The organism is Petrocella atlantisensis (genome assembly GCF_900538275.1).
GTDB lineage: Bacteria > Bacillota > Clostridia > Lachnospirales > Vallitaleaceae > Petrocella > Petrocella atlantisensis.
This window is the reverse complement of record NZ_LR130778.1, coordinates 420455-446378: the sequence shown is the minus strand read 5'-3', so window position 1 is coordinate 446378 and position 25924 is coordinate 420455. Positions and strand designations below refer to the sequence as shown.

The 25924-nt window shown below is 37.9% G+C and carries 30 protein-coding genes; all 30 read left to right on the top strand.

Annotated features, from left to right (window positions below):
• Positions 1 to 7: 7 nt before the first annotated feature.
• The 30 genes from fliO (at position 8) to PATL70BA_RS02055 (ending at position 25923) form a co-directional block, all read left to right on the top strand.
• Positions 8 to 382, top strand: a complete 375-nt coding sequence (gene fliO, locus PATL70BA_RS02200) for a flagellar biosynthetic protein FliO (protein WP_125135840.1) — start codon at positions 8 to 10, stop codon at positions 380 to 382.
• Positions 366 to 1160, top strand: coding sequence for a flagellar type III secretion system pore protein FliP (gene fliP / locus PATL70BA_RS02195; RefSeq protein ID WP_125135839.1), 795 nt, complete (start codon positions 366 to 368; stop codon positions 1158 to 1160). The genes fliO and fliP overlap by 17 nt, the downstream gene beginning before the upstream one ends.
• 11 nt (positions 1161 to 1171) lie before the next feature.
• A complete protein-coding gene (gene fliQ, locus PATL70BA_RS02190; protein WP_125135838.1) occupies positions 1172 to 1444 on the top strand; it encodes a flagellar biosynthesis protein FliQ in 273 nt (90 codons plus the stop codon).
• A gap of 10 nt (positions 1445 to 1454) precedes the next feature.
• Positions 1455 to 2243, top strand: coding sequence for a flagellar biosynthetic protein FliR (gene fliR, locus PATL70BA_RS02185; RefSeq protein ID WP_125135837.1), 789 nt, complete (start codon positions 1455 to 1457; stop codon positions 2241 to 2243).
• The gene (flhB, locus tag PATL70BA_RS02180; RefSeq protein ID WP_243115952.1) at positions 2240 to 3376 is read left to right on the top strand and encodes a flagellar biosynthesis protein FlhB; all 1137 of its coding nucleotides are present in this window, start codon (positions 2240 to 2242) and stop codon (positions 3374 to 3376) included. The genes fliR and flhB overlap by 4 nt, the downstream gene beginning before the upstream one ends.
• Positions 3377 to 3378: 2 nt before the next feature.
• Positions 3379 to 5409, top strand: a complete 2031-nt coding sequence (flhA, locus tag PATL70BA_RS02175; RefSeq protein ID WP_125138380.1) for a flagellar biosynthesis protein FlhA — start codon at positions 3379 to 3381, stop codon at positions 5407 to 5409.
• Complete coding sequence (gene flhF / locus PATL70BA_RS02170; protein ID WP_125135836.1) at positions 5409 to 6581, top strand: flagellar biosynthesis protein FlhF; 1173 nt, start codon at positions 5409 to 5411, stop codon at positions 6579 to 6581. Before flhA ends, flhF begins: the two co-directional genes overlap by 1 nt.
• Positions 6574 to 7464, top strand: coding sequence for a MinD/ParA family protein (locus PATL70BA_RS02165; RefSeq protein ID WP_243115951.1), 891 nt, complete (start codon positions 6574 to 6576; stop codon positions 7462 to 7464). The genes flhF and PATL70BA_RS02165 overlap by 8 nt, the downstream gene beginning before the upstream one ends.
• Positions 7465 to 7475: 11 nt before the next feature.
• Positions 7476 to 8135: a flagellar brake protein gene (locus tag PATL70BA_RS02160; protein ID WP_172596061.1), complete on the top strand. Its 660-nt coding sequence runs from the start codon at positions 7476 to 7478 to the stop codon at positions 8133 to 8135.
• Positions 8136 to 8140: 5 nt separating this feature from the next.
• Complete coding sequence (locus PATL70BA_RS02155; RefSeq protein ID WP_125135834.1) at positions 8141 to 9217, top strand: protein-glutamate methylesterase/protein-glutamine glutaminase; 1077 nt, start codon at positions 8141 to 8143, stop codon at positions 9215 to 9217.
• The gene (locus PATL70BA_RS02150) at positions 9217 to 11259 is read left to right on the top strand and encodes a chemotaxis protein CheA (RefSeq protein ID WP_125135833.1); all 2043 of its coding nucleotides are present in this window, start codon (positions 9217 to 9219) and stop codon (positions 11257 to 11259) included. Before PATL70BA_RS02155 ends, PATL70BA_RS02150 begins: the two co-directional genes overlap by 1 nt.
• Before the next feature lie 14 nt (positions 11260 to 11273).
• Positions 11274 to 11741, top strand: coding sequence for a chemotaxis protein CheW (locus PATL70BA_RS02145; RefSeq protein WP_243115950.1), 468 nt, complete (start codon positions 11274 to 11276; stop codon positions 11739 to 11741).
• A 13-nt stretch (positions 11742 to 11754) separates the two neighbouring features.
• The gene (locus tag PATL70BA_RS02140) at positions 11755 to 12375 is read left to right on the top strand and encodes a chemotaxis protein CheC (protein ID WP_125135831.1); all 621 of its coding nucleotides are present in this window, start codon (positions 11755 to 11757) and stop codon (positions 12373 to 12375) included.
• On the top strand, positions 12375 to 12863 hold the full coding sequence (locus PATL70BA_RS02135) for a chemotaxis protein CheD (protein WP_125135830.1): 489 nt from the start codon (positions 12375 to 12377) through the stop codon (positions 12861 to 12863). The genes PATL70BA_RS02140 and PATL70BA_RS02135 overlap by 1 nt, the downstream gene beginning before the upstream one ends.
• A 10-nt stretch (positions 12864 to 12873) precedes the next feature.
• A complete protein-coding gene (locus PATL70BA_RS02130; protein ID WP_125135829.1) occupies positions 12874 to 13158 on the top strand; it encodes a hypothetical protein in 285 nt (94 codons plus the stop codon).
• 17 nt (positions 13159 to 13175) lie between these two features.
• Positions 13176 to 13943 carry a FliA/WhiG family RNA polymerase sigma factor gene (locus PATL70BA_RS02125; RefSeq protein ID WP_125135828.1) on the top strand — a complete coding sequence of 256 codons (768 nt, stop codon included), beginning with the start codon at positions 13176 to 13178 and terminating at the stop codon, positions 13941 to 13943.
• Between the two features lie 12 nt (positions 13944 to 13955).
• Positions 13956 to 15563 carry a DUF342 domain-containing protein gene (locus PATL70BA_RS02120; RefSeq protein ID WP_172596060.1) on the top strand — a complete coding sequence of 536 codons (1608 nt, stop codon included), beginning with the start codon at positions 13956 to 13958 and terminating at the stop codon, positions 15561 to 15563.
• A 59-nt stretch (positions 15564 to 15622) separates the two neighbouring features.
• Entirely contained in the window at positions 15623 to 15934 is a 312-nt protein-coding gene (locus PATL70BA_RS02115) for a hypothetical protein (protein ID WP_125135826.1), read from the top strand.
• A 9-nt stretch (positions 15935 to 15943) separates the two neighbouring features.
• On the top strand, positions 15944 to 16447 hold the full coding sequence (locus tag PATL70BA_RS02110; RefSeq protein ID WP_125135825.1) for a DUF6115 domain-containing protein: 504 nt from the start codon (positions 15944 to 15946) through the stop codon (positions 16445 to 16447).
• A 7-nt stretch (positions 16448 to 16454) separates the two neighbouring features.
• Positions 16455 to 16724, top strand: a complete 270-nt coding sequence (locus PATL70BA_RS02105) for a hypothetical protein (protein WP_125135824.1) — start codon at positions 16455 to 16457, stop codon at positions 16722 to 16724.
• Positions 16725 to 16945: 221 nt separating this feature from the next.
• Positions 16946 to 17665 carry a 30S ribosomal protein S2 gene (rpsB, locus tag PATL70BA_RS02100; protein ID WP_125138378.1) on the top strand — a complete coding sequence of 240 codons (720 nt, stop codon included), beginning with the start codon at positions 16946 to 16948 and terminating at the stop codon, positions 17663 to 17665.
• A gap of 81 nt (positions 17666 to 17746) precedes the next feature.
• Positions 17747 to 18667: a translation elongation factor Ts gene (tsf, locus tag PATL70BA_RS02095; protein ID WP_125135823.1), complete on the top strand. Its 921-nt coding sequence runs from the start codon at positions 17747 to 17749 to the stop codon at positions 18665 to 18667.
• A 91-nt stretch (positions 18668 to 18758) separates the two neighbouring features.
• A complete protein-coding gene (gene pyrH, locus PATL70BA_RS02090) occupies positions 18759 to 19463 on the top strand; it encodes a UMP kinase (protein ID WP_125135822.1) in 705 nt (234 codons plus the stop codon).
• A gap of 11 nt (positions 19464 to 19474) precedes the next feature.
• Positions 19475 to 20029 (top strand): ribosome recycling factor, encoded by a 555-nt coding sequence (gene frr, locus PATL70BA_RS02085; protein ID WP_125135821.1) that lies wholly within the window; start codon positions 19475 to 19477, stop codon positions 20027 to 20029.
• Positions 20030 to 20090: 61 nt separating this feature from the next.
• Positions 20091 to 20861 carry an isoprenyl transferase gene (locus PATL70BA_RS02080; RefSeq protein ID WP_330510163.1) on the top strand — a complete coding sequence of 257 codons (771 nt, stop codon included), beginning with the start codon at positions 20091 to 20093 and terminating at the stop codon, positions 20859 to 20861.
• Entirely contained in the window at positions 20851 to 21654 is an 804-nt protein-coding gene (locus PATL70BA_RS02075) for a phosphatidate cytidylyltransferase (protein WP_125135820.1), read from the top strand. Before PATL70BA_RS02080 ends, PATL70BA_RS02075 begins: the two co-directional genes overlap by 11 nt.
• 158 nt (positions 21655 to 21812) lie before the next feature.
• Entirely contained in the window at positions 21813 to 22949 is a 1137-nt protein-coding gene (locus tag PATL70BA_RS02070; protein WP_125135819.1) for a 1-deoxy-D-xylulose-5-phosphate reductoisomerase, read from the top strand.
• A gap of 5 nt (positions 22950 to 22954) precedes the next feature.
• Complete coding sequence (locus PATL70BA_RS02065) at positions 22955 to 23989, top strand: M50 family metallopeptidase (protein WP_125135818.1); 1035 nt, start codon at positions 22955 to 22957, stop codon at positions 23987 to 23989.
• Between the two features lie 147 nt (positions 23990 to 24136).
• On the top strand, positions 24137 to 25306 hold the full coding sequence (locus PATL70BA_RS02060) for an iron-containing alcohol dehydrogenase (protein WP_125135817.1): 1170 nt from the start codon (positions 24137 to 24139) through the stop codon (positions 25304 to 25306).
• 161 nt (positions 25307 to 25467) lie between these two features.
• On the top strand, positions 25468 to 25923 hold the full coding sequence (locus tag PATL70BA_RS02055) for a ferritin family protein (RefSeq protein ID WP_125135816.1): 456 nt from the start codon (positions 25468 to 25470) through the stop codon (positions 25921 to 25923).
• The last annotated feature ends 1 nt before the right edge of the window (position 25924 follow it).

Here is a 25924-nt window from a genome sequence, read left to right as displayed (position 1 = left end):
GCTCAAGATGGATCTAAAGGATTATTTACAGTTTATTACGGTCATCATACTTTTTTTTGTGATTCTATGGGCAGCCTATTTTGCTACAAAATTCCTCGGTAATCTTCAAATGAATAAAAGCAATGGTAGTAATTTGAAGATTATTGAAGTGATTCCTGTAGGGCCCCAAAAAACATTGCAGTTGATACGTATTGGTAGTGAATACATGGTCATTGGTGTCTCAAAAGACCATATCACCTTTATTCAGTCAGTGGAGGAATCAAAGCTGACATTTTCAGAAGATCATAAGGTCCCCTTCAGTGCATATATGAAAAAATTCGCTTCTAAACATCATGATAGCAATAATAAAATAGGGGAAGATATAGATGAAAGCAAACAATAAAAAGCGTGCCTTAACCATAATGATGGTGCTGGCTATGTTCCTTTTGTTTTTTGGTAACACCACAATGAGGTCTCATGCTACAGAAACAAACAATGCACCAATTCCCTTTTCTTTTGATTTGAGTGTTGGCGCTGCAGAAGATGGACAAGATGTAGTGAGTAGTATTCAAATTCTCGTAATTTTGACACTCATATCTCTTGCGCCATCTATTCTTATAATGATGACTTCTTTTACTAGAATCATCGTTGTATTGCATTTTGTAAGAAGTGCCTTATCAACACAACAGACACCACCGAATCAACTTTTGGTTGGTTTGGCTTTATTTTTGACCTTGTTTATCATGAGCCCGGTTATTAGTCAGATTAATGTGGATGCTATGCAGCCTTATGCTGCCGGAGAAATATCACAAGAAGTTGCTATTGAACGGGGTCTTGCGCCTATAAGAGAATTTATGTTGGGGGAGGTAAATCCGAAGGATTTAGCTCTTTTTATGGATATTGCAAAGGTAGAAGCAGTGGAAACATATGAAGAAATACCAACAGAAGTCATTATCCCTGCCTTTATTATCAGTGAGCTTAGAGCGGCCTTTATCATCGGCTTTTTGATATACATTCCTTTTATTGTCATTGACATGGTCGTAGCATCAGTATTGATGTCTATGGGTATGATGATGTTACCACCGGTTATGATATCAATGCCCTTTAAGTTACTGCTTTTTTTAATGGCGGACGGATGGGGACTCATCATTGGCAGATTAGTAGAGACGTTTTATGATTAAGAGGTGGTAATATGAGTGAAGATTTGGTCATTGATTTGATGCAACAAGCCGTTATGACGGTGATCATCGTGTCTGGACCATTACTAATGTTGGCTCTGGTAGTAGGATTGCTCATCAGTGTCTTTCAAACCATAACATCTATTCAGGAGCAAACTTTGGCATTTGTACCCAAAATATTTGCCGTTTTCTTGGGGGTTTATTTTTTTGGACCTTGGATGATGGGGAGAATGGTTGAACTTTTTGTTCAGGTTGTTGATAATTTCGGTCAATATATTATAAGATAGGGGATGGGATATGCAGCTATTATTATCTGATCCTTATATGTTTCTGGATGCTTTATTGTTGGTATTTGTTCGTGCCTTAGGGTTGTTGCTGATTGTACCGGTGTTTGGTAATCGAAGTGTCCCTTATATGGCCAAAATTGCCGTCACTTTTTTCCTAAGTGTTATTCTTATGGCCACGATTCCATTTGAGCTGACTGTATCTAGTAGGGACGTGGTCAATTTTGCGGTCATTGTGATCAAAGAATTTTTTGTGGGATGGCTCATTGGTTTTGGCGCTTATATTGTGTTTTCAATTGTCACCTTGTCCGGTCAGTTCATTGATGCACAGATTGGCTTCTCCATGGTGAATGTATTTGACCCTACAAGTCAGATTCAATTAACCATTACCGGTAATCTATATTACTACCTATTAATTATGGTTACCTTAGTTACCGATGCTCATCATATGTTTCTAAGAGCACTGATTAACAGTTATTATTTGATTCCCTTAGGAAAGATGTCTCTATCCAATCAACTTTATTCAAGTATTGTTGAATATTTAGAAACATACTTTGTATTAGCACTCCAAATAGCAGCCCCCGTATTCTTTGTTATGATTATTACCAATGTCGTGCTTGGTGTCCTAGCAAGAGCTGTACCTCAATTGAATATGTTTGTTATCGGGTTTCCCATTAAGATATTATTAGGAGTCATTACAATCTATTTGACATTAGCTCTATTCTCAATCATTAGTGACGTAATCATCAGCGATACAGAAAAGTTGATGCAAGATATTATAGAAGGTATGATGCCAAGATGATGAACGATAAAAACAGATGCACACGTCTTCCGATGAATCTTCAGCTTTTTGCTGAGGGTGGCGGTGGTGGCGAAAAAACAGAACAAGCAACGCCAAGAAAAAAGGAAAAAGCGAGAGAAGAAGGTCAAGTTGCTAAGAGCAATGAGATTACGACCACTTTTATGTTGGTCATTATGTTTGCATCTATTAAAATTTTAGGGCCGAACATCATTGAACGCACAATCAAACTTACGGAAGAACTTACTAATCTCTTTGGGACAAGGGAAATAACACCTGATTTTGCAAAAAGTTTGATGCAACATGTTTTGATTGAGGGTGCATTTATGATTGTCCCTTTGTGCATGATTTCATTTCTTGTAGCTTTTCTTGCCAATTTATTTCAAGTAGGCTGGAAACCCAATATGAAACCAATGCAACCCAAACTCAGCAATATCAGCCCAATCAGTGGTTTGAAACGGATGTTTTCATTAAAAACAGTGATAGAACTGATAAAGTCAATTATAAAAATAGTCATCATTTTGACGATTGTGTATTTTTCTCTTAGGGAATATGAGAATCTGATCTATTTATTTTATGAATTACCGGTGCTTGAGACTTATGCACTGATTATGGATATAGCCCTTGACATTGGGATTCATATCGGTATGTTTTTTATGATTGTAGCCGTTATTGATTTTATATACCAAAAGTTTAGTTTGGCTAAGAAGTTGAAAATGTCAAAACAAGAGATCAAAGATGAGTATAAACTATCAGAAGGTAATCCGGAGATCAAATCCAAAATCAAACAAAGGATGAGAGAAGCTTCCATGCGCCGTATGATGCAGGATTTGCCGAAAGCAGATGTTGTTATCACCAATCCAACTCATTTTGCGGTTGCCATTAAGTATGATGAAGATACATTCGGTGCGCCTTATGTGCTTGCAAAAGGTGCTGATATTATGGCTGGGAGAATCAAAGCAAAAGCAAGTGAACTTAACATTCAGATTGTTGAGAACAAGCCTTTGGCCAGAACATTATATTATACAGTAGAGATTGGGGACGAGGTCCCACCGGAACTTTATCAGACTGTTGCCGAAGTTTTGGCATTTGTATATAACTTGAAGAATAGTCAGAAAGAAGGTGCTAGAGTATGAAGATGAAAGCTGGGGATATCATTATTGGTATGTTTCTTATCATGGCCATAATCATCATGATATTACCTATACCTTCTATCTTCTTGGATTTATTCATCACCTTAAATATTGCATTAGCGCTCATTATATTGTTCAATGCACTTTTTGCGAGAGAAGCACTTGAAATGTCTTCTTTCCCATCCATATTACTTTTTGTAACCGTCTATCGTTTGGCTCTAAACGTTTCCTCTACCAGATTAATATTGACAACAGGTGAAGCCGGTAACGTCATTGAGACCTTTGGAGGTTTTGTAGGTGGTAGTGACCTGGTCGTCGGTATCGTCATCTTTATTATCTTGGTCATCATCAACTTTATGGTTATTACAAAAGGATCAGAGAGAGTTGCAGAAGTAGCAGCAAGGTTTACACTAGATGCTATGCCCGGTAAACAGATGGCCATTGATGCGGATTTGAACTCCGGACTTATAGATGAACTTCAAGCCAGAGAAAGACGACAAAAAATCCAAGATGAAGCCAGTTTCTACGGTTCCATGGATGGTGCAAGTAAGTTCGTAAAAGGAGATGCCATAGCCGGATTGATCATAACCATGATCAACATTACTGGCGGTATATTAATTGGTATTTTTAACAAGGGTATGGAAGTCAGTGAAGCCCTTAGTGTTTACACCATACTTACAATTGGTGACGGTCTGGTCAGTCAGATTCCTGCACTGTTGATTTCTCTTGCAACCGGTATTTTGGTAACCAAAGTATCAAAAGAAGCCGATGTTAGTGATACATTGTTAAAAGAGTTAGGTTCAATGCCAAAAGTACTCTACTTAGCAGGAAGTGTGTTGATTTTTCTTGGCATCGTTACCCCACTTAATCCATTTATCGTCAGTGGATTCGGACTTGGTATCGTTTTAGTAGGTAGAAGGATGCAAACTGAAATGCAAGTTCAAGCAATTGAAGAAGAAATCTCGTCAGAAGATGTTGAAGCAGAGGCGGTTAGGAAGCCGGAAAATGTCGTATCCTTATTGCAAGTGGATCCGATTGAATTGGAATTTGGTTATGGTATCATTCCACTTGCAGATGTCAGCCAAGGCGGTGATCTACTGGATAGGGTGGTCATGATTCGTAGGCAGATTGCTTTAGAATTAGGAACAATAGTTCCTATTATAAGACTTAGGGATAACATTCAACTGAATCCAAATCAATACATCATCAAAATCAAAGGCACGCAGATAGCAGAAGGTGAGATTCTTTTTGACCATTATATGGCCATGAACCCCGGATATGTAGAAGAGGAGATTGATGGTATAGAGACGATTGAACCGGCCTTCAAACTCCCAGCATTATGGATAACGGAAGGACAGAGAGAAAGAGCCGAGACCCTTGGTTATACCGTTGTAGATCCACCTTCAATCATCGCAACCCATTTGACAGAGATTGTAAAAGAGCATCTACATGAACTTCTAACACGACAAGATGTCAAAATATTAATCAATAACGTAAGTGAAAATCATCCGACACTGGTAGAAGAATTAGTACCAAAACTACTGTCCGTTGGTGAGATTCAAAAAGTGCTTATGAACATGTTAAAAGAAGGTATCTCCATTCGAGACTTGGTAACTGTCTTTGAGATTCTAGCAGATAACGCAAGTGTATCTAGGGACCCGGACTTATTGACTGAATATGTAAGACAAGCACTAAAACGTTCAATAAGTGCAAAATTCTTTGATGGTGAAACCAATCAAGTCATCACCTTAGATCCGACGATAGAACAGTTGATTATGGACCATGTCAAACAATCCGAGCAAGGGACCTATCTTACTTTAGATCCGGAATCCATGGAAAAGGTATTAAAGGCAACAGGATCAGAAGCTGAGAAATTAGTTGCATCTGGACGCGTGCCAATTATCTTGACGTCACCTATCGTTAGAATATATTATAAAAGAATGATTGAGGAACGTTATCCGGATATTATTGTCATATCCTATAGTGAACTTGATCCAACTATCGAATTACAATCAGTGGGGATGGTGACCATATAATGAAGATCAGAAAATATGAGGGCGCCAATGAAAAGGACGCCATGCTCAAAGTGAAAGAAGAGCTGGGAAAAGAAGCCTTAATCGTTAGTGTTAAGAATATAAAGCCAAGAGGTTTCTACAAGCTCTTCAAAAAACCTTATGTAGAAGTGACGGCAGCCCTTGATGACCATAGTCTTTTGGATGATGGTGATAGGGAGCCTAACTTCCTAAGAAAAAGGCAGACACAAAAAACCTTCCAACAACCGGTTGTGCAAGAACGGATGCAGGAGGAAGAAAATGAAGCAAAGGCTTATCTTGAGAAGTTTAAATCTCTAATCGACAAATTACCGGATGAAAACAGAAGAGACAAGATGGAGACACAAGAAGTTGAAAGTAGCCATGAAGTTGTGAATGCATCTGTCATCAAAGAGGTTTATGAACAACTCATCGACCATGAGGTCCGAGAAGAGATTGTAAACCAACTGACAGCCGGTATTTCAGGTTTGAACAGTGATGATCAAGAAGAGGTCACAGATGTTATTGCTGTCGTTTATAAACGAATCATCAAACTGTTATCCGATCATGCGACTATTAATGAGGACAAAAAAAACACGGTTTTTTTTGTTGGGCCAACAGGTGTAGGTAAGACGACGACAATAGCCAAAATTGCATCCTTCTTCACACTGAATATGGGTAAGGATGTGGCACTCATCACTTCGGATACTTACAGAATTGCTGCAGTAGAACAACTAAGAACCTATGCGAATATCTTAAACATTCCCATTAAAGTCGTGTATACAAAGGAAGAATTAACTGAAGCGGTCAATGACTTCAAAGACAAAGACTTAATACTGATTGATACTGCAGGTCGATCGCATAAGAATATAGAACATCAGAATGAATTAAAAGGGCTATTAAATGCTGTAGATGAAAAAGAGGTTTATCTTGTACTAAGTGTAGCAACGGGTTATAAAGACCTGATGAACATTACCAGTGTGTATGACACAATGACAGATTACAAAATAATATTCACAAAACTGGATGAAACGACTTGTTATGGTAATGTATTGAATGTGAAACTAGCGACTGGGGCTAAGCTATCTTATGTGACATTTGGACAAAACGTTCCTGATGATATCAGTGACATTAATCCACATGAAATTGCTAGACAAGTATTAGGGGGCAATGAATGATATGGATCAAGCGGCTAATCTAAGAAATATTGTAAAAAGAGCTGATGCAAGTATAAAACCTATTGGCGCTCGTGTCATTACCGTGACAAGCGGTAAAGGTGGCGTCGGGAAATCGAATGTATCTGTGAATCTGGCTATTCAGTTTAAAAAACTTGGAAAAAGGGTTATTATTTTTGATGCAGATTTTGGACTGGCAAATGTAGAGGTTATATTTGGCATTGTTCCTAAATATAATATGTTTGATATGATCTATAATAACAAGGATATTACAGAGGTTCTTACATCAGGTCCACTTGGCATTGAATTCATTTCTGGCGGTTCTGGTGTTCAAGAACTATTACGTTTGGATAAAAACCAGTTGGCCTTTATGATTGAAAAACTATATGAACTGGACCGTTTAGCTGATATAATAATTATTGATACGGGTGCAGGTATATCGGATTCAGTTCTTGACTTTGTAGCAGCTTCAAGTGAAGTACTATTAGTAACAACCCCTGAGCCAACATCCATAACAGATGCCTATGCGGTTTTAAAAGCCATTAAGCGTCGTCATAACAATGTTGACCAAAAACTCATCAACCTACTGGTAAACAGAACAGATACCATAGCAGAAGGCAAAGAGATTTTTAACAAGTTGAATAAGGTTACCAATAAATACCTTGACTTAGACTTAACGAATATAGGGTATTTGCCGAACGACAAGCACTTGGTTAAAGCTGTCGTTGAACAAAAGCCTGTCTCCATTCTTTTCCCAAAATCCATCATCACGAAGGGGTTTGAAGAATTGGCAGACAGAATGATTAACGGAACACCACAACCGGAACAAGAGCGAGGACTTGGCAACCTTTTTAATAATATATTAAGATTGAAAAAATTCACATAAGGATGGTGGCTATGTATAAAGGTATTGAGGTAGGGGATAAGATTGAACTTGAAGTTCAACAACTCATGGGAGAAAAACAAGAAAAGTATATAAGTAAGATACAGGAAGTCTCAGAAGAGGGAGAAATCATTATACTGGCACCTATGGAAAGCGGTAGGATTATTTCTTTAGAGCTCAACCAGAATTATGGTATGTGTGTTTATACAAGCAATGGCTTATATAGATGTGAAGTAGCGGTGACCGAGCGTATAAGAGATGATAACCTATACCTCATTAAACTTGAGGTTCATAGTGCACTTCAAAAATATCAACGCAGGCAATACTATCGCTTGGATTGTATGTTGACGTTTCACTACAAAGATGATGATAATGGTGAATGGGAAGAAGGTATTATTCTTGACATCAGTGGTGGAGGTATACGCTTTACTTCCAAGAAAAAATTATTGGATAAGAAAGGCGTTATCAATCACTTACAATTGAACTATGAACAGGAAGAATGCCATCTCTATCTTTCAGGTGTCATAGTAGAATCATCCAATTTGAGAGCACAAGATAACATCTATGAAAATCGCGTTGTCTTTGATGAAATAACGATAGAAGAAAGAGAAATAATCATAAAATTTATTTTTGAAGAGGAAAGACGCCGTAGAAAAAACAAAAAAGGATTGTGATGAAGATGGAAAAAACAAAAAAAGTTCTCATAATTGATGACTCTGCATTCATGAGAAGGGTAATTAGTGATATAATTAGTTCTGACAGTAGATTTGAAGTTGTCGGAACAGCATCTAACGGTAAAGAAGGTCTTGAACAGGTTAAAGCGCTAAACCCGGATGTTATATCATTAGATGTTCAAATGCCAGTCATGGATGGACTAACCATGTTAAAAAAGCTTCAATCAACAATGCCAACACCGGTTGTTATGATGAGCACCCTCACAAAGGAAGGTGCAAAAGAGACGATAGAAGCATTGGAGCTTGGTGCCATAGATTTTTTAGGCAAGCCAAGTAACATATTCAAGGTTAATTCAGAAGAAGTCAAAGTAGAGTTGTTGGAGAAACTCTTTTTAGCAGCCAATGTTGGTAAACGTAAGGTTGTAGAAATGAAACCACCAACGGCCAGTACAATTATTTCGAGTCAAAAAGCAGCAAAGATGACAACGAAGCAAGGTGTGAGTAATAAGCTTGTTGCAATTGGCACATCAACGGGTGGTCCAAGAGCACTCCAATACGTGTTGCCTTATCTACCTTCCAATATTGATGCCGGTATTGTAGTTGTACAACATATGCCACCTGGATTCACAAAATCATTGGCAAATAGGTTGGATCAATTAAGCAGTATTAACGTCAAAGAAGCAGAGCATGGTGATGTCATCAAGAACGGTTGGGCTTATATAGCACCGGGAGATCGTCATTTGATTGTGGGCGAGAAAAGTGATGGTACTTTATTCATAGAGCTATCGAATGAAGAACCTGTTGGCGGTCATAAACCGGCTGTAAATGTTATGATGCGCTCAATAGCCAAGCTTAGGCAGAGAGAATATGTTGGTGTAATTATGACGGGTATGGGAGCAGATGGCACGTTGGGACTTAAAGAACTATGTGGTCAGAGAAACATTCATATCGTTGCTCAAGATGAAGCTTCATGTGTCGTATACGGCATGCCAAAGTCAGTGGTAGAGGCCGGTCTTGCCAACGAAATTGTGTCACTAAATAAAATATCAGAAACGATTACCAAGAAATTGGGGGTGCTTTAATGGACGTAAGTCAATATCTAGAGATCTTTATTGATGAGTCAAAAGAACATTTACAAAGCCTAAACACATGCTTATTGGCCCTAGAAAGTAAGCCAAGTGATAAGGATTTAATTAACGAAGTATTTAGATCAGCTCATACTTTAAAAGGTATGGCGGCAACCATGGGCTTTAAGCGGATGAACCAACTGACCCATGACATGGAAAACGTATTATCAGAAATCAGACTGGGGAATATGGCAATTGATGCCAATTTATTAGACACAATGTTCAAATGTCTGGATGCTTTAGAGCAATATGTAGAATCCATTGTTCAAACCGGTAACGAAGGTGAGAAAGAATATAAAGCGATCATCGATGCGCTTAATGCTGCCCTAAATGGTGATAAAAAATCAGCCAATGCAACCACAAAAGCGGAAGCAACGGTAAGTCAAGATACAAAGACAGATGAAATCGTAAACGAACGAAAACATCAAGCTCTTGTGTTTACTGATTTTGAACGACATGCTGTTGTTCAGGCGAAAAAAGAGAACCTAAAAAGTTTTGGCATAACCATCTATTTATCAGAAGGTTGTGTACTTAAATCAGCAAGAGCTTTCATTATATTTAGAACACTGGAAAAACTTGGATCAATCATAAAATCAGATCCAGCCGTTCAAGACATAGAAGATGAAAAATTTGACTTTGATTTTTCGGTTGTAGTGGTGTCCTCAGAAGGTGAAGATAAGTTTAAACATGATTTGGGGAATATTGCTGAAGTGGAAAAAGTTTTAATTGATGAAGTTGATCTTGAAACAGCGATTACTGCGCCTGTAAGTGATGAAGATGACTTAAAGGATGAAGAGGAAGATCAACAAAAAGGAAGAACAAAAGATACGGATTCTAAGTCTGCCAATAAACCTGTAACCAATAGAACGGTTAGGGTCGACATTGAAAGACTAGATACTTTAATGAATCTAGTAAGCGAGCTCATCATTATTAAGAACGGATTACTTACCGTTGAGAATACAAACACCAATTTTTCTGAACAAATTGAATACTTAGAAAGAATCACAACCAATCTGCACGATGCCGTTATGAAAGTTAGAATGGTACCGATTGAAAGAGTGTTTAATAGATTCCCAAGACTTATAAGGGATTTGTCCAGAAAACTGAACAAACAAATGGTCTTACATATGTCAGGTGAAGAGACTGAGCTTGACAGAACAGTTATTGATGAAATAGGAGACCCATTGGTACATCTTATTCGTAACGCAGGAGATCATGGCCTTGAGACACCGGATACTCGTGTAAGAAGTGGTAAAGATGCAACAGGCAACGTATATCTTAAGGCATATCAAGACGGCAACAATGTTGTTATTGAAGTCGGTGAAGATGGCGCGGGTATTGATGTAACTAAAGTGAAAAACAAAGCCATTAATAGTGGTGCGATTAGCTATGATCAAGCGAACACGATGAGCGATCAAGAAATCATAGAATTGTTGTTTAGACCAAGTTTTTCAACCGCGGATAAGATTTCAGATGTATCCGGTCGTGGCGTTGGTCTAGATGTTGTTAAGACTAAGATAGAAGCCCTTGGCGGTGACATTGAAGTTAAGACTGCACTTGGTAAAGGTAGTACTTTCATCATTAGATTACCACTAACCTTAGCGATTATACAGGCATTGATGGTACACTTGAATGAAGAAAAATACGCAATACCACTTAATTCCATTCAAAACATCGAAGATGTCAAAATCTCGGATATCAAATATATTCAGGGTTCAGAAGTCATCAACCTTAGAGGACGTGTCATTCCTATCATCAGACTACATGATAAATTAGACCTACAGGCACAAAATGAGAATAAAACATCCATAACGGTGGTTATAGTAAACAAAGGTGACAAGTTGGCTGGTTTTGTGGTAGATTCACTCATTGGACAACAGGAAATCGTTATCAAAACACTAGGAAAATACTTAACGAACTTGAAGATGATTGCCGGTGCAACGATACTTGGTGACGGTGAAGTAGCTCTGATACTTGACGTTAATTCACTGGTATAATGGAGGGTATTAATATGGATAATAATGAAAATGCACAAAAAATGGAATTATCTCAATTTATTGTAGTAAAATTAGGTGTTGAGCAATACGGCATCAACATTCAATTTGTACAAAACATTGTAAGAATGATTAATATCACCCGTGTACCAAAAGCCCCTTATTATATAAAAGGCGTCGTTAATCTACGTGGTGACATTATACCGGTCATGAGTATAAGATTAAAATTTGATATGGAAGAAGATGTCCTAACGGACAATACGCGTATCATATTTGTCAAGTTAGAGGGCAATGAGATTGGCTTGATCGTAGATGAAGTCAAAGAAGTTATCCAGTTATCAGAAGCTGACATCGACAATATCAGTAGAGAATCACATGAAGAAAAAGATGCCTATGTTTTTGGAGTGGGAAAAGTAGGAGAGTCTCTTGTGACGCTATTAAACATTGAAGAGCTCATCAAGGTGAATGACCCTTTGAAAGCATAGAAAGGATTAGGTGATGATGGATAATTTTGATAACATTGATAGTGTACAACTGGATATTTTAAAAGAAATCGGAAACATCGGAGCCGGGAATGCGACAACAGCTTTATCACAATTGATTAACAGGCGCATTGACATGGGTATACCGGTTGTAAAAGTATTGGAGTTTAAGGATTTATCAGAAGTTCTAGGCGGTGCGGAAAACCCAATTGTTGGTATCCTGCTGGGTCTAGAAGGCGAAATTAGCGGTATGATTATGTTTGTTCTTGAACAGTCAGCAGCCCATATACTGATTAACATGCTCATGGGTAAGAATATTGATAACTTTGATGACTTTGATGAGATGGATTTATCAGCATTAAAAGAGATTGGCAACATCATATCAGGTGCTTATTTATCCTCATTGTCCTCCTTGACCAATCTGAAAATTCTTGCAACAATACCCTATATGGCAATTGATATGGCAGGTGCCATACTCAGTGTACCTGCTATCGAGTTTGGTAAGGTAGGTGACAAAGCACTTCTGATTCAAACAGATTTTGGTGGTGACCGTGAAAATGTTTTTGGGTATTTCATTCTAATACCGGACATGCCTTCATATGGCATAATATTAAGAAGTTTGGGGATTGATACTTAATGGCTGCAAATATGATTAAAGTGGGGATGGCGGATTTAAATACTTGTAAATCGCCAGATGTTCTGACAACGCTTGGTTTGGGTTCTTGTGTCGGCATCATATTATATGATCCTATCACAAAAGTCAGCGGTTTAGCCCATGTAATGCTACCGGATAGTACGCAAATTAGAAATAACAGCAATGTAGCAAAATTTGCAGATACAGCGATTGATCAGCTCATCAAAGATATGGAAGTTTTAGGTGCCAAAAGAAATAGACTTGTGTCCAAGATAGCCGGAGGTGCTCAAATGTTTTCATTTGGTAGCACCAATGACTTAATGAGAATCGGAGAGAGAAACGCAATTGCTTCAAAAAAGAAGCTCGATGCATTAAGGATTAGGTTATTATCTGAAGATATAGGTGAAAACTATGGTAGGACCATAGAGTTCTACTCAGAAACTGGAGATTTACTCATCAAGACAATAGGTAAACCGCCAAAAACAATATAGTGAGGTCATTATGCCATTTAAAAATCTGAACATCATTATAATGCTGATAGCTGGCATTATTGTTACAGTTATTAGCATGATTTCCAAATACGCCTTGAATCATCTTGTGTATACTTTGATGATTGTTTTGATTATCTTTTTTATCTTGGGTACGGTAATACAGATGATGTTAAATAGAATTACCGAAAAAGCAGATCAAACGGCCAGAGAAAAGGAGAAACAATTATTAGACAGGGAAGTTAAAAGCCTTGAAGAAGGAAAAGAAGCGTCTAAAGACATAGATGATGAATCCTAATTATATGGAGGCACACAATGGAAAAGCAAAGCACAGATAAGCTATGGGAGATATATAGCCAAACCAAAGACAAAAAAATCAAAGAACAGTTGATCATAGAATACGCTCAAGTGGTCAAATATGTGGCCGGCAGATTAAGTATGTATTTAGGCAATAATGTTGAATTTGATGACTTAGTAGGTTATGGGGTATTTGGACTTATAGATGCCATTGACAAATTTGACTATGACAAAGGCATTAAGTTTGAGACTTATGCTTCACTTCGAATTAGAGGTGCCATTCTAGATAACATAAGAAAAATGGACTGGATTCCAAGATCCGTAAGGAAAAAGCAGAAGGACATCGAACGCACATATCAGAAGTTAGAATCAGAACTGAACAGACCTGTTACAGATATGGATATGGCTGAGGAAATGAATATTTCAGTCGATGAGTATTTAAAATGGCAAGATCAGACAAAAGCATTAAAACTCACTTCTTTGGAAGATTATGTTGAAAAAGGTGGAGAAAATAACGTAGAACCCCTTAACAAATCAAGGTTCATGTTGCCTGAAGCGAATTTAGAAAAAAAAGAATTGAAAAAAATGTTGGTTGATGCCATAAGCAGCTTATCAGAAAAAGAATGTAAGGTCATCACCTTGTATTATTATGAAGAATTAACATTAAAAGAAATTAGCCATATCATGGAGGTATCAGAATCAAGAATCAGTCAGTTACACACAAAGGCACTTGGGAAAATGAAGCAATTATTGGGGAATAATATTGAATTGCTATCATCACTATAAAGGATGGTGTTTATGGGAGCGAATATTAACGACGGCTACTTTGAGATTAAAACAAATAATGATGGGTTTTATTTAGAAGTTTTTGAAGCAAAAGATGGCGGAAAGAACGTAGAAATTCAAGAAATAAAGAATGAACTAAAAAATATGAATATTGAAATGTATGACCTTGCATCATTAGAAGAACTATTAATGATGGAGGGCTTTGAGCGCATAGAGATGAAAATAGCAGAACCAATTGAAGTGTCAGATGAAAATGAAGAATATTTTAGAATTGAGATATCTGAAAATAAAATGTCGGCTTATATAACATTCTATAAGTCAAGCAGACCCTTTAACAAAGAAGAAATCATTAAAGACTTGGGTTCAAGAGGCGTCAAGCATGGTGTAGACATTGAGTTGTTAGAAGCACTTGAAATAGAAAGAGAAGTCAATAGTGCTTATTTGATTGCCAAAGGAACACCACCAACCCACGAAACAGAAGCCGTTATTGAACATTATTTTAAGACGGAAAATGATGTACGCCCTACGATGGATGCGGATGGGAATGTTAATTATCATAAGTTGAATGTTATTGCTCATGTAAAAACAGACCAACTTTTATCCAGGTTGATACCAGGCATCAAAGGCGTTGACGGTATCGATCTTCATGGGAATTTACTTACACCTAAGAAGGCCAAGTTGGTCAAATTAAAGTATGGTAAGAACATCACGATTAATGAAGATAAGACAGAGCTCTATGCCGCGTGTGATGGTCTCGTTAAGATTGTAGATGATAAAGTTGTTGTCAATGATGCCTATGATGTACCAAACAATGTGGGAAACTCTACTGGGGACATTGATTTTGACGGTACAGTCATCGTACATGGTAACGTGATTACTGGCTTCAAGGTTAAAGCCAGAGGCGATGTAGAGGTACTTGGTGTCGTAGAAGGTGCAGAGATTATTTCGGGCGGTAGTATCATACTTCATAAAGGTATACAGGGCATGGGAAAAAGCAATATACAGGCGGCCAATAATATTAAGGCCAAATATATTGAAAACGCCAATGTGACTGCTGGAGGTGATGTTCATAGTGAAGCCATATTACATAGTATCGTAACCTGTAAAGGCACCATCACTGTAGAAGGTAAGAAAGGTATGATTTCAGGTGGTACAGTACGCGCCGGACAAGGCGTAACCACTAGGATTCTTGGTTCCCATATGGGTACTATTACCAATGTGGAAGTTGGTATTGATCCCATAATGCTATCCGAATATGGAGAACTAAAAAGAGAAATCCCCAAAATGGAAAGCGAGCTATCAAAAATAGAACAAGTCATTCAACTCCTTAACAAAAGAAAAGAAATGTCAGGAAAATTGGATGATGATAAGCAGGAAATGTATATGTCAGCTGTACGAAACAAGATTTTTCTAACCAACAAGTTGACGCAAAGCAAAAAGAAATATGAAACCATGCAAACAGAAGTAGAAAATAAAAATGCCGGCGTTGTAAAAGTTAGCAACGAACTTTATACCGGTGTTAAGATATCGATTGGAAATATAAGCACACATATCAGGGATGAGATTAAAGGTGTTATCATTACTAAAAAAGGTGCCGATATAAAAGTATCATCACTTTAGGCTTTATGCTATAGCATTTGTTTTCAAACCAGACGGATCTGGATTAAGGAGGTGTGCTCATGCCTATTAGACCCATTGATTTGCAAGTTGCCATACCAAAGATGTCAGAAGTTTCAAGAATCAGTCATTTAGACCAACAAAAATCAGGATTGTTACAGGATCAGGGCTCTGTAGCTACGGATAGAGGGCGGCACAAAGAAGGGCAAACTGTCTTCGCATCACAAAAGGATGCCAAAGCGGGTACGGATGCGGATGCTCGTAAAAAAGGACGTAATGACTATCAGAACAATCGAAAAAAAGGCAATAAAAATGGTTTTCAGGAACCGGTACAACCACCAAAATCTGACCATAAAATTGATATAAGAATTTAGGAGCATGATGTGACAATATATGATGGGTTAACACTAAGTTTTATTGCAGTAGGTATATTGTTTATCGTATTAAGTTTCCTATATGATAGGACTAAAAAGACACTGAATCAAGATGAAGCAGCCCTTGATGACGAAACTTTTCGAAAACAAATTAGCATTATTAATGAAAAAATCGTAGAAATGAACGAATACCATGACTATGTTCAAAAAGAGATGGAAAAAAAACATAAAGAACTCTTATTCCTTTATCAAATGATTTCTGAAAAGGAGAAATTGGTACGTCAAATTCAGACGACACGATTTGATGATACCTTGATACGCGTGGACTCAAAAGAGCCAACAAGGGTTAAAACAGAAGAAAAAACAGAAGAAAAAACATTGCAAGCAGCTTCCACCAATACCAATATAAAGATATTGGAAATGAAACATCAAGGTTATCAAGCAGCTGAAATAGCCAAAATCTTAAACATCGGCCAAGGTGAAGTACAGTTGGTCATCAATTTATTTGAATGAGGTTCATATGGAAAAAATGGAAGTAAAAGGTTTTTTAAAAGGCGTTGGGACAACCTTGATTATCATGTCCATCGTTTTTTATGGTCTCATCGTCAGTCTACAAACGAAACAGAACGAAGCGACGCCAACCACAGAAGAAATTGTAGAAATGGCCAGAGACTTAGGCATGATCTATATAACAGAAATCAAGGATGTTGATTTACTAACAAAGGATTATATTATAAAGATGGCGAAAAGCTATGGTATGGATTATAAGGAAGGAACTTCGAATGAGTAGAGGTTACTTCCTTTATTTTTCTCTAGGCTTTTTTTGGCTTATAAATTGTGCTGATCATGGACAAAATTGAATGAATAATGCTTGCTAATGTGACTTTGATATGATACAATAGCAGACGTGAAAATAGCACGCATTTGGATTTTTGACAAGGTGCCACCAAAGGGTGGTCTGTGAAAAAGATGAAAAATGCGGAAGAAATCAACCAAAACGGAGGTACTAAAATGGGCGTTATTTCAATGAAACAATTATTAGAAGCAGGAGTTCACTTCGGACATCAAACAAGAAGATGGAACCCTAAAATGAAAGAGTATATCTACACTGAAAGAAACGGGATATACATCATTGACTTACAAAAGACAACCGGACTTGTTGACAAAGCATACTACGCAATCAAAGATGTAGTAGCAGACGGTGGTACAGTATTGTTTGTCGGTACGAAAAAGCAAGCACAAGAATCCATCAAATCAGAAGCAGAGCGTTGTGGCATGTTCTACATCAACCAAAGATGGTTGGGTGGTATGTTAACAAACTTCAAGACCATTCAAGGCCGTGTAAAACGATTGAAAGAGCTTGAAAGAATGCAAGAAGATGGTTCATTTGATCTATACACAAAAAAAGAAGTAATCGGTATGAAACATGAAATGGAAAAACTTGAGAAAAACCTTGGTGGTATCAAGGAAATGAAAAAGATTCCTGACATTATTTTCATCGTTGATCCAAGAAAAGAAAGAATTGCAATACAAGAAGCACATATTTTAAATATTCCTCTTGTATCCATCGTAGACACAAACTGTGATCCGGACGAAATCGATTACGTTATTCCAGGTAACGATGATGCCATCAGAGCCGTAAAATTATTAACAGGCAAAATGGCAGATGCCGTTATTGAAGCAAATCAAGGATTACAAAACCATCCAGCAGAAGAAGTAGCAGCTGAATAAAACCATTGATGCTTCAACCCTTAATGGTTGAAGCATTTTTTACGTCAACAAAAAATAAGATAACATTATGGAGGTAAGATCATGGCAGTAACAGCAGCAATGGTAAAAGAACTAAGAGAGAGCACCGGCGCAGGCATGATGGATTGTAAAAACGCATTGACTGAAGCAAATGGTGATATGGAAAAAGCAGTAGAGGTACTTAGAGAAAAAGGTCTCGCAAAAGCTGCTAAAAAAGCAGGTAGAATAGCAGCAGAAGGACTTGTAGATACATTTGTTGATGGCAACATTGCTTCAATTGTTGAAGTGAATTCAGAGACGGATTTTGTGGCGAAAAATGACTTATTCAAGAACTATGTTCAAGAAGTGGCCAAACAAGCTGCAAAAACGACAGCAGAAGATATAGACAGCTTCTTAGGAGAAGAAAGTCTTTTTGTTTCCGGTTCAACTGTGAACGAAGTTTTAACCAGTAAGATTTCTGTTATTGGAGAAAACCTAAAAATTAGACGTTTCAAAAAAGTAGTGGTAGAAAACGGAGTTGTAGCGTCCTATATCCATATGGGTGGTAAGATCGGCGTACTTGTAGAACTAGAGTCAGATGTTGTAAACGAAGCTGTTGTTGAATGTGGACGTAATCTTGCGATGCAGATTGCTGCAGTAAGCCCACTTCATGTTGACCGTTCAGAAGTATCAGAAGACTATATAGAAAAAGAACGTGCAATTCTAAAAGAACAAGCAAAAAATGAAAACCCAGATAAACCGGACAGCATCATTGATAAAATGATTATCGGGCGTTTGAATAAGCAACTCAAAGAAATCTGTTTATTGGATCAACCCTATGTAAAAGACGGAGACCTTACGGTAGCGAAGTATGTTGAGCAAGTAGCTAAAGAACAAAGCGCTAACATTAAAGTCAAGGCATTTACTCGTTTTGAAACAGGCGAAGGTATTGAGAAGAAATCAGAAAACTTTGCTGAAGAAGTTGCACGACAAATGCAAGGCTAAAAGAATAAATGAAGAAGCACGTTGGTGCTTCTTTTTTTTAGACTGGTAAATAATCCAAACTTATGTTAAATTAATTATTAGAGGTGTTGAGATGTCTAATTATAAAAGAGTATTGTTAAAACTAAGTGGTGAAGCACTGGCAGGCGACAAGTCTGTAGGATTTGATGAAACCAATGTGATGGTTGTAGCAAACCAAGTAAAAAAACTGATTGATAAAGGTGTCCAAATCGGTGTGGTTATTGGTGGTGGTAACTTCTGGCGTGGCAGAAGCAGTAAAATCATGGATCGTACCAAAGCGGATGAGATTGGTATGATGGCGACCATTATGAACGCCTTATATACATCGGCCATGTTTAGAACCATTGGTATTGATACCATAGTACAAACGCCTTTTGAAGTGGGTATGATGACAGAACGTTTCTCCAAGGATTCAGCCTTAAACCACTTGAAAAACGGCTGTGTGGTTTTTTTTGCCGGCGGTACAGGGCATCCTTACTTTTCGACCGATACAGGCGCTGCACTTAGAGCTATCGAGATTGAGGCAGAGGTTATACTACTGGCTAAAAATATCGATGGCGTCTATGACTCAGATCCTAAGACCAATGATAAAGCGATTAAGTTTGATTCCATCAGTTTATCGGAAGTTATAACAAAGAATCTCAAAGTCATGGACCATACGGCAGCGATTATGTGTTTGGAGCACAAGATGCCCATGTCTGTATTTTACTTGAATGATGAGGACAGTATTGTCAACGCTATCAGTGACAAAATAAATGGAACCGTTGTAACGGTATAGGAGGACTTAGTATGTATGATGAATTAAAGAAATACGAGGACAAGATGGAAAAAACGGTCCAAGTACTTGAAGGTGAGTTTCTCAGTATTCGTGCAGGGCGCGCTAACCCTCATGTTCTTGACAAGGTGACAGTTGATTATTATGGTCAACCGACACCTCTTAACCAAGTCGGTAATATAACAGTACCGGAAGCACGTGTGCTTATGATTCAACCTTGGGATGTTAAGATTGTAAAGGATATTGAAAGAGCCCTACATGCTTCAGACATCGGTATAACACCAAATAGTGATGGTAAAATCATCCGTTTGATTTTTCCGGAGCTAACGGAAGAAAGACGTATGGAACTTACAAAAGATATCAAGAAAAAAGGCGAAGATTCTAAAATAGCCATAAGAAACATACGACGTGATGCCATTGATCATTTCAAAAGAGCTGAAAAAGCCCGTGAAATCACAGAAGATGACTTGAAGGACTTGGAAGATCAGACTCAAAAATTAACAGATCGATTTATCTTGGATATAGATAACCACGTTACCAACAAGACAAAAGAAATCATGACCGTATAAGTAAACCAATAGATACAGAGACTGCCCCTCGTTGGAGGGGCGTTTTAGTAGATGCATGAATATGATTAAAGTGTCAAAACTATTTTATATTGAGGTGGCTATGGCCGATATGACAACAACAGATCAATTAAAAATACCAAAACATGTCGCTATTATCATGGACGGTAATGGAAGATGGGCAAAAAAACAAGGTAAGAATAGAACCTATGGGCATAAAAGCGGGAGTGATAACCTGAAAGTCATTGCACGTGCTGCTAGTGATATGGGTATCAAGTACCTTACAGTGTATGCATTTTCAACTGAAAATTGGAAGCGACCTTCTACGGAAGTTTCTTTCTTGATGGGGTTATTGCGCCAGTATTTAAAAGATAGCATTAAAAACGCCAAAAAAGACAATATGCGGGTGGTTGTAATCGGAAGAAGATCGGATTTGGATCCTGACATCAGGGAAGCCATTGAAAGCTTAGAGGTTGCATCAAAAAACCATACAGGCTTAACCTTGCAGATTGCCATTAATTATGGCGGCCGAGATGAGATTATTAGAGCGATTAAAGCTTATGAAATAGAAAAAGAAAAGCATCCAGATATTGAATTGGATGAAAAACTATTTGGAGACTTTTTAGATACCAAGGATATTCCGGATCCGGAACTTATGATAAGGACCAGTGGCGAAGTCAGATCCAGCAACTTCTTGATTTGGCAATTGGCTTATAGTGAATTTTTCTTTGTGAAAAAGCATTGGCCGGAATTCACCAGTGATGACCTAATGGAGGCGATAAAAGCCTACAACAAAGTAAGCAGAAGATTTGGAGGCCTTAAAGATGAAAGCTAGAATCATAACATCGGTTATATTATTGCCGTTAATCATTTTTTTATTATGGTATGGTAAACTACCTTTAATCATCGTTTTATGTGGTGCGACCATCATCGGCCTCCATGAATTTTTTAACGCTGTGAAGCTAGAAAATCAAGGCCTTCGGGGTATGGCATTTTTATTGGTTGTGTTGACCTATGGCTTCTTCTGGATGGGTGACTATACTTATTTAAATCTATCTGTATTGATATTTATTGCTTTTTCTCTAGGTGTATATGTTTTTAAGTACCCAAAGATTACGTTGGAACAATTAGGCTTCCTAGCCTTTGGTATGATATACATCCTCTATCTGTTGCTACATATTGCTTTAGTAAGAGAGACGACGCCGGATGGTATATGGTCCGTCTGGCTAATATTCATCATAGCCTTTGGAAGTGATAGTGCTGCCTACTTTGTAGGGGTGAATTTCGGAAAGCATAAGATGGTACCAAAATTAAGTCCCAAAAAAACCATAGAAGGCGCCGTCGGTGGTGTTCTAGGTGCAGGTATTTTATGTACAGCCTTTGGTGTGGCGATGCAACAATATGGATTTGTAGACACATGGGTGACATTACCCATGTATTTTATAATCGGTATTTTCGGTTCGGTAGCATCTCAGATTGGTGACTTAGTCGGATCAGCTATGAAGCGCCAGACACAGATCAAAGATTTCGGAACAATCATACCAGGACACGGTGGTATTTTGGACCGACTGGACAGCATACTTTTCACTGCACCATATGTCTATATCATTGTAACTATGCTATACTAAGATTAAATGTTTAAAACTAGTTAGTTGAGCTTTCACTTCCAACACATAGTTACGAAAGCATCAACGTAATCTATGGTTGAAAGTGAATATAGTGAAACTTAGTTAGAAACATTTGAGCTAAGATTAAATAGTCTAAACTTCATCAAAAGAGGGTACATATGCGTAAAATAACAATACTAGGCTCAACAGGATCGATAGGAAAACAGACCCTAGAAGTCATCAGAGAGCAAAAAAACATTGAGGTTGTCGCATTGACAGCCAATCAGAATATAGATTTACTCGAACAACAGATTCTAGAATTTAACCCCAAATGTGTTGTGGTCATGGATGAAAAAAAAGCCCAACAACTACAGAAGAAAATAGGTCATAAGACAGAGGTCTTGTGGGGTATGGACGGATTGATAACGGTAGCAACACTTAGCGAGATCAACCTAGTTGTAACAGCTGTTGTAGGCATGATAGGACTTAGACCGACCATTGCAGCCATCAAATCAGGTAAAGATATTGCCTTGGCTAACAAAGAGACACTGGTCACAGCCGGTGCTATTATTATGGACTTAGTCAAGAAGCATAAGGTGCAATTGTTACCTGTAGACAGTGAACACTCAGCCATCTTTCAGTGCCTAGATGGTGCACAGGCATCAACGGTTGCATCTATTATTCTAACTGCTTCAGGTGGACCCTTTCGGGGCTATTCCAAGGAGCGTTTAGAAGAAGTCACTTTAGAGCAAGCACTCAAACATCCCAATTGGTCCATGGGTGCCAAGATTACCATAGACTCATCTACCCTAGTGAACAAAGGACTTGAAGTGATAGAAGCCAAATGGTTGTTTGATTTAAGAAGCGAACAGATACAAGTGGTTGTTCACCCTCAAAGTATTGTACATTCCATGGTAGAATTCATTGATGGGTCCATCATCGCTCAAATGGGATTACCGGACATGAAGTTGCCCATACAATATGCCTTGGCATATCCGGATCGGGTAAGCAATTCATACCCGAGATTGAAATTGAGTGAAATAGGGATCTTAACCTTTGAAGAACCGGATTTACAGGTCTTTAAGGGATTGGGGTTGGCATATGATGCTTTAAAAGAAGGCGGTTCAATGCCTATCGTCTATAATGCTGCCAATGAATCAGCAGTAGACATGTTTTTAAAACGAGAAATACAATATAATGATATTGTCAAAATAATAGAAAACGCCATGTTAAAGCATGATGTGGCACAATGTACGGATGAAACCGACGTAATAGAAATAGAGAGCTGGACAAGGAATATTGTCAGAAATAGGTGATAAGTATGAGCATTTTAATATCCGTATTGATATTCGGATTAATTGTATTGATACATGAATTAGGACATTTTTTATTTGCTAGAAAAGCAGGTATATTGGTAGAAGAATTTGCCATCGGTATGGGTCCCAAGATCGTAGGGAAAAAAGTAGGCGATACCTTGTATTCTATAAGAGCCATACCTTTTGGTGGTTTTTGCAGAATGCTGGGTGAAGATCAAGAAGTAGAAAATGACCCCAGAGCATATTCGAGTAAGTCGCCTTGGGCCAGATTTCAAGTCATTTTTGCCGGTCCCTTGTTTAATTTTATACTGGCATTTTTATTTTCAATCGTTTATATCAGTCTGATTGGTGGTACAACCTCTACCATCACTGAAGTTGTTGAAGGTTATCCGGCATATGAGTCCGGCATACAACCAGGTGACCGAATTGTCGGTTATAACGGTAGAACAGTCTTAACCTCCAAGGAAGTTAAAATCTATCTTAATTCAGAAAAACCAACTCAAATGGAGTTGACCGTTAAGCGTGGTAGTGAGAAAATAAGCTATGTGATGGAACCGAATGTAGGCGAAGACGGTATTTATCGTATTGGGGTTAATTTTGCCCTAATAGACATCAAGAATCCAATAGAAATACTAAAAAATGCAGCTATAGAAATCATTTTCTGGATAAGGATTGTCATCTTTTCACTGGGTCTATTGGTGACGGGTGGCATATCAGGGAATGATATTGCAGGTCCTGTAGGCATCGTTGGTGAGATCAGTAGCGGTTATCAAGAGAGTATTCAGTATGGTATAAAATCAGTTATAGCCACCGTATCTTTTTATATTGTACTCTTGAGCGCGAACTTAGGTGTAATGAACTTACTCCCTATTCCAGCGCTTGATGGCGGCCGTATCGTTTTCATAGCGATTGAAGCCCTAAGAGGCAAACCCATAGATCCTAACAAAGAAGGTTTCATTCATTTTGTCGGCTATGTGTTGCTCATGATTTTGATGGTGCTCATTTTATTTAATGACATTGTCAAGGCCGCTTTTTCGTAGAAATGAACAAAGAGGCTACGCCTCGTTTTGCAAAGCAAATTGTTACGGCAGGAAAGATTTCATTGATAGTTAATGCGACGATTCAACGCATTAACATAGCATAAACTTTCCTAAAGTAGAATAAAGAAGAACAAAGGAGAATAAATTATGTTAAATTTTGAATTTGAGAATAGAACAAAGATTATATTTGGTAAAAAAGTAGAAGAACAAGTGGGTGCATTGGTAAGTGCCAATGCCAAGAAAGTATTACTGCATTATGGTGGTGGTAGCATCAAAAAAAGTGGTCTGTATGACCGTGTGATTAACAGCTTACAAGAAGCTGGTGTAGAATATGTTGAACTCGGTGGTGTTGTAGCCAACCCTAGGGTAAGCTTAGTCCGAGAAGGTATAAAGTTGTGCCGTGAGGAACAAGTCGACTTCATCTTGGCCGTTGGTGGCGGTAGTGTTATAGACTCTGCAAAAGGAATAGCAGCCGGATTCTATTACCAAGGCGATGTTTGGGAATTATACATGAGAGAAGGTACATTCGATGAATGTCTACCAATTGGTGTTGTCTTAACAATTCCTGCAGCGGGCAGTGAATCCAGTGGTGGATCGGTGGTTACCAATGAAGATGGATTATGGAAAAGAGACATCGGAAGCTTGAAACTAAGACCCGTCTTTGCCCTTCTTAATCCGGAGTTGACCTATACATTGCCAAATTATCAAACAGCATGTGGTATATCTGACATGTTGGCGCATGTAATGGAGCGGTATTTTACCAGAGTCATCAAAGTAGACCTAACGGATCGATTAGCCGAAGCAATCATGAAAAGTGTCATCAAGCAAGCCCATATAATAAACCAATCTCCAGACGATTATGATGCCAGAGCAGAGATTATGTGGGCCGGTACATTAGCCCACAATGATTTGGTTGGAACAGGACGACAAGGCGATTGGGCATCCCATGGTATAGAACATGAACTCAGTGGTATTTATGATATTGCCCATGGAGCCGGCCTTAGCATTGTATTCCCGGCATGGATGAAACATGTCTACAAGTCGGATATACCTCGATTTGCCCAATTTGCTAACCGAGTTTTTGACATTGAAATTAATACCATGAACTTAGAAGAAACAGCTATAAAAGGTATTGAGGCTATGGAAAGTTTTTATGGTCTTATAGGTATGCCTACAAGATTATCACAAGTGAATATTGATGAAACACGCTTTAATGAAATGGCCAACAAAGCCACCAATGATGGTACAACCACCATGGGTTCTTTTGTACCGTTAACCAAAGCGGATATCATGGCAATATTTGAACTTGCAAAATAGAATCAGGCTTAGGATACGAAATAGCATTTGTTGCATTTATTACATTTAATGGAGATTCCGTCTTATTGACGAGGAATCTGTTTTGTGATAAAGTATTAACACACAACAACTTCAACTAACATTTTATAAACAAAACATTATTATGGAAAAGAGGGATTAAGATGAAACCATCATTTTCAAATCTAGAAGTCATTAAATTTGCAGTTGGCATGGAAGATATGGGTATTGTATTTTATGAAAAATATGCTAAAAAGTCCGATGGTGAGATTAGAACATTATTCTTAAGATTGGCTGACGATGAACGACGTCACAAAGCATTTTTTCAAAATCTATTAGATGAAACGACAAAAGAAGCAGGCGCTTTTGACTATATGTTTGATGAATCCGTAACCAGCTTTTTTGAGGCATTTGCTCAAAGTGCAGGATTCTCAAGAGAAATCAAAGACATAGAAACCAATAGAGAAGCCATCTTAGAAGGTATAACCACAGAAACCTTAACCATCGATTATTATAAAGAATTACTCACCTATTCAAAAGAAAAAACCAAAGAAACACTAGAGATTATCATCAAAGAAGAAGAAGGACATTTAGCGCTGCTTAATGGACTACTAAAATAAT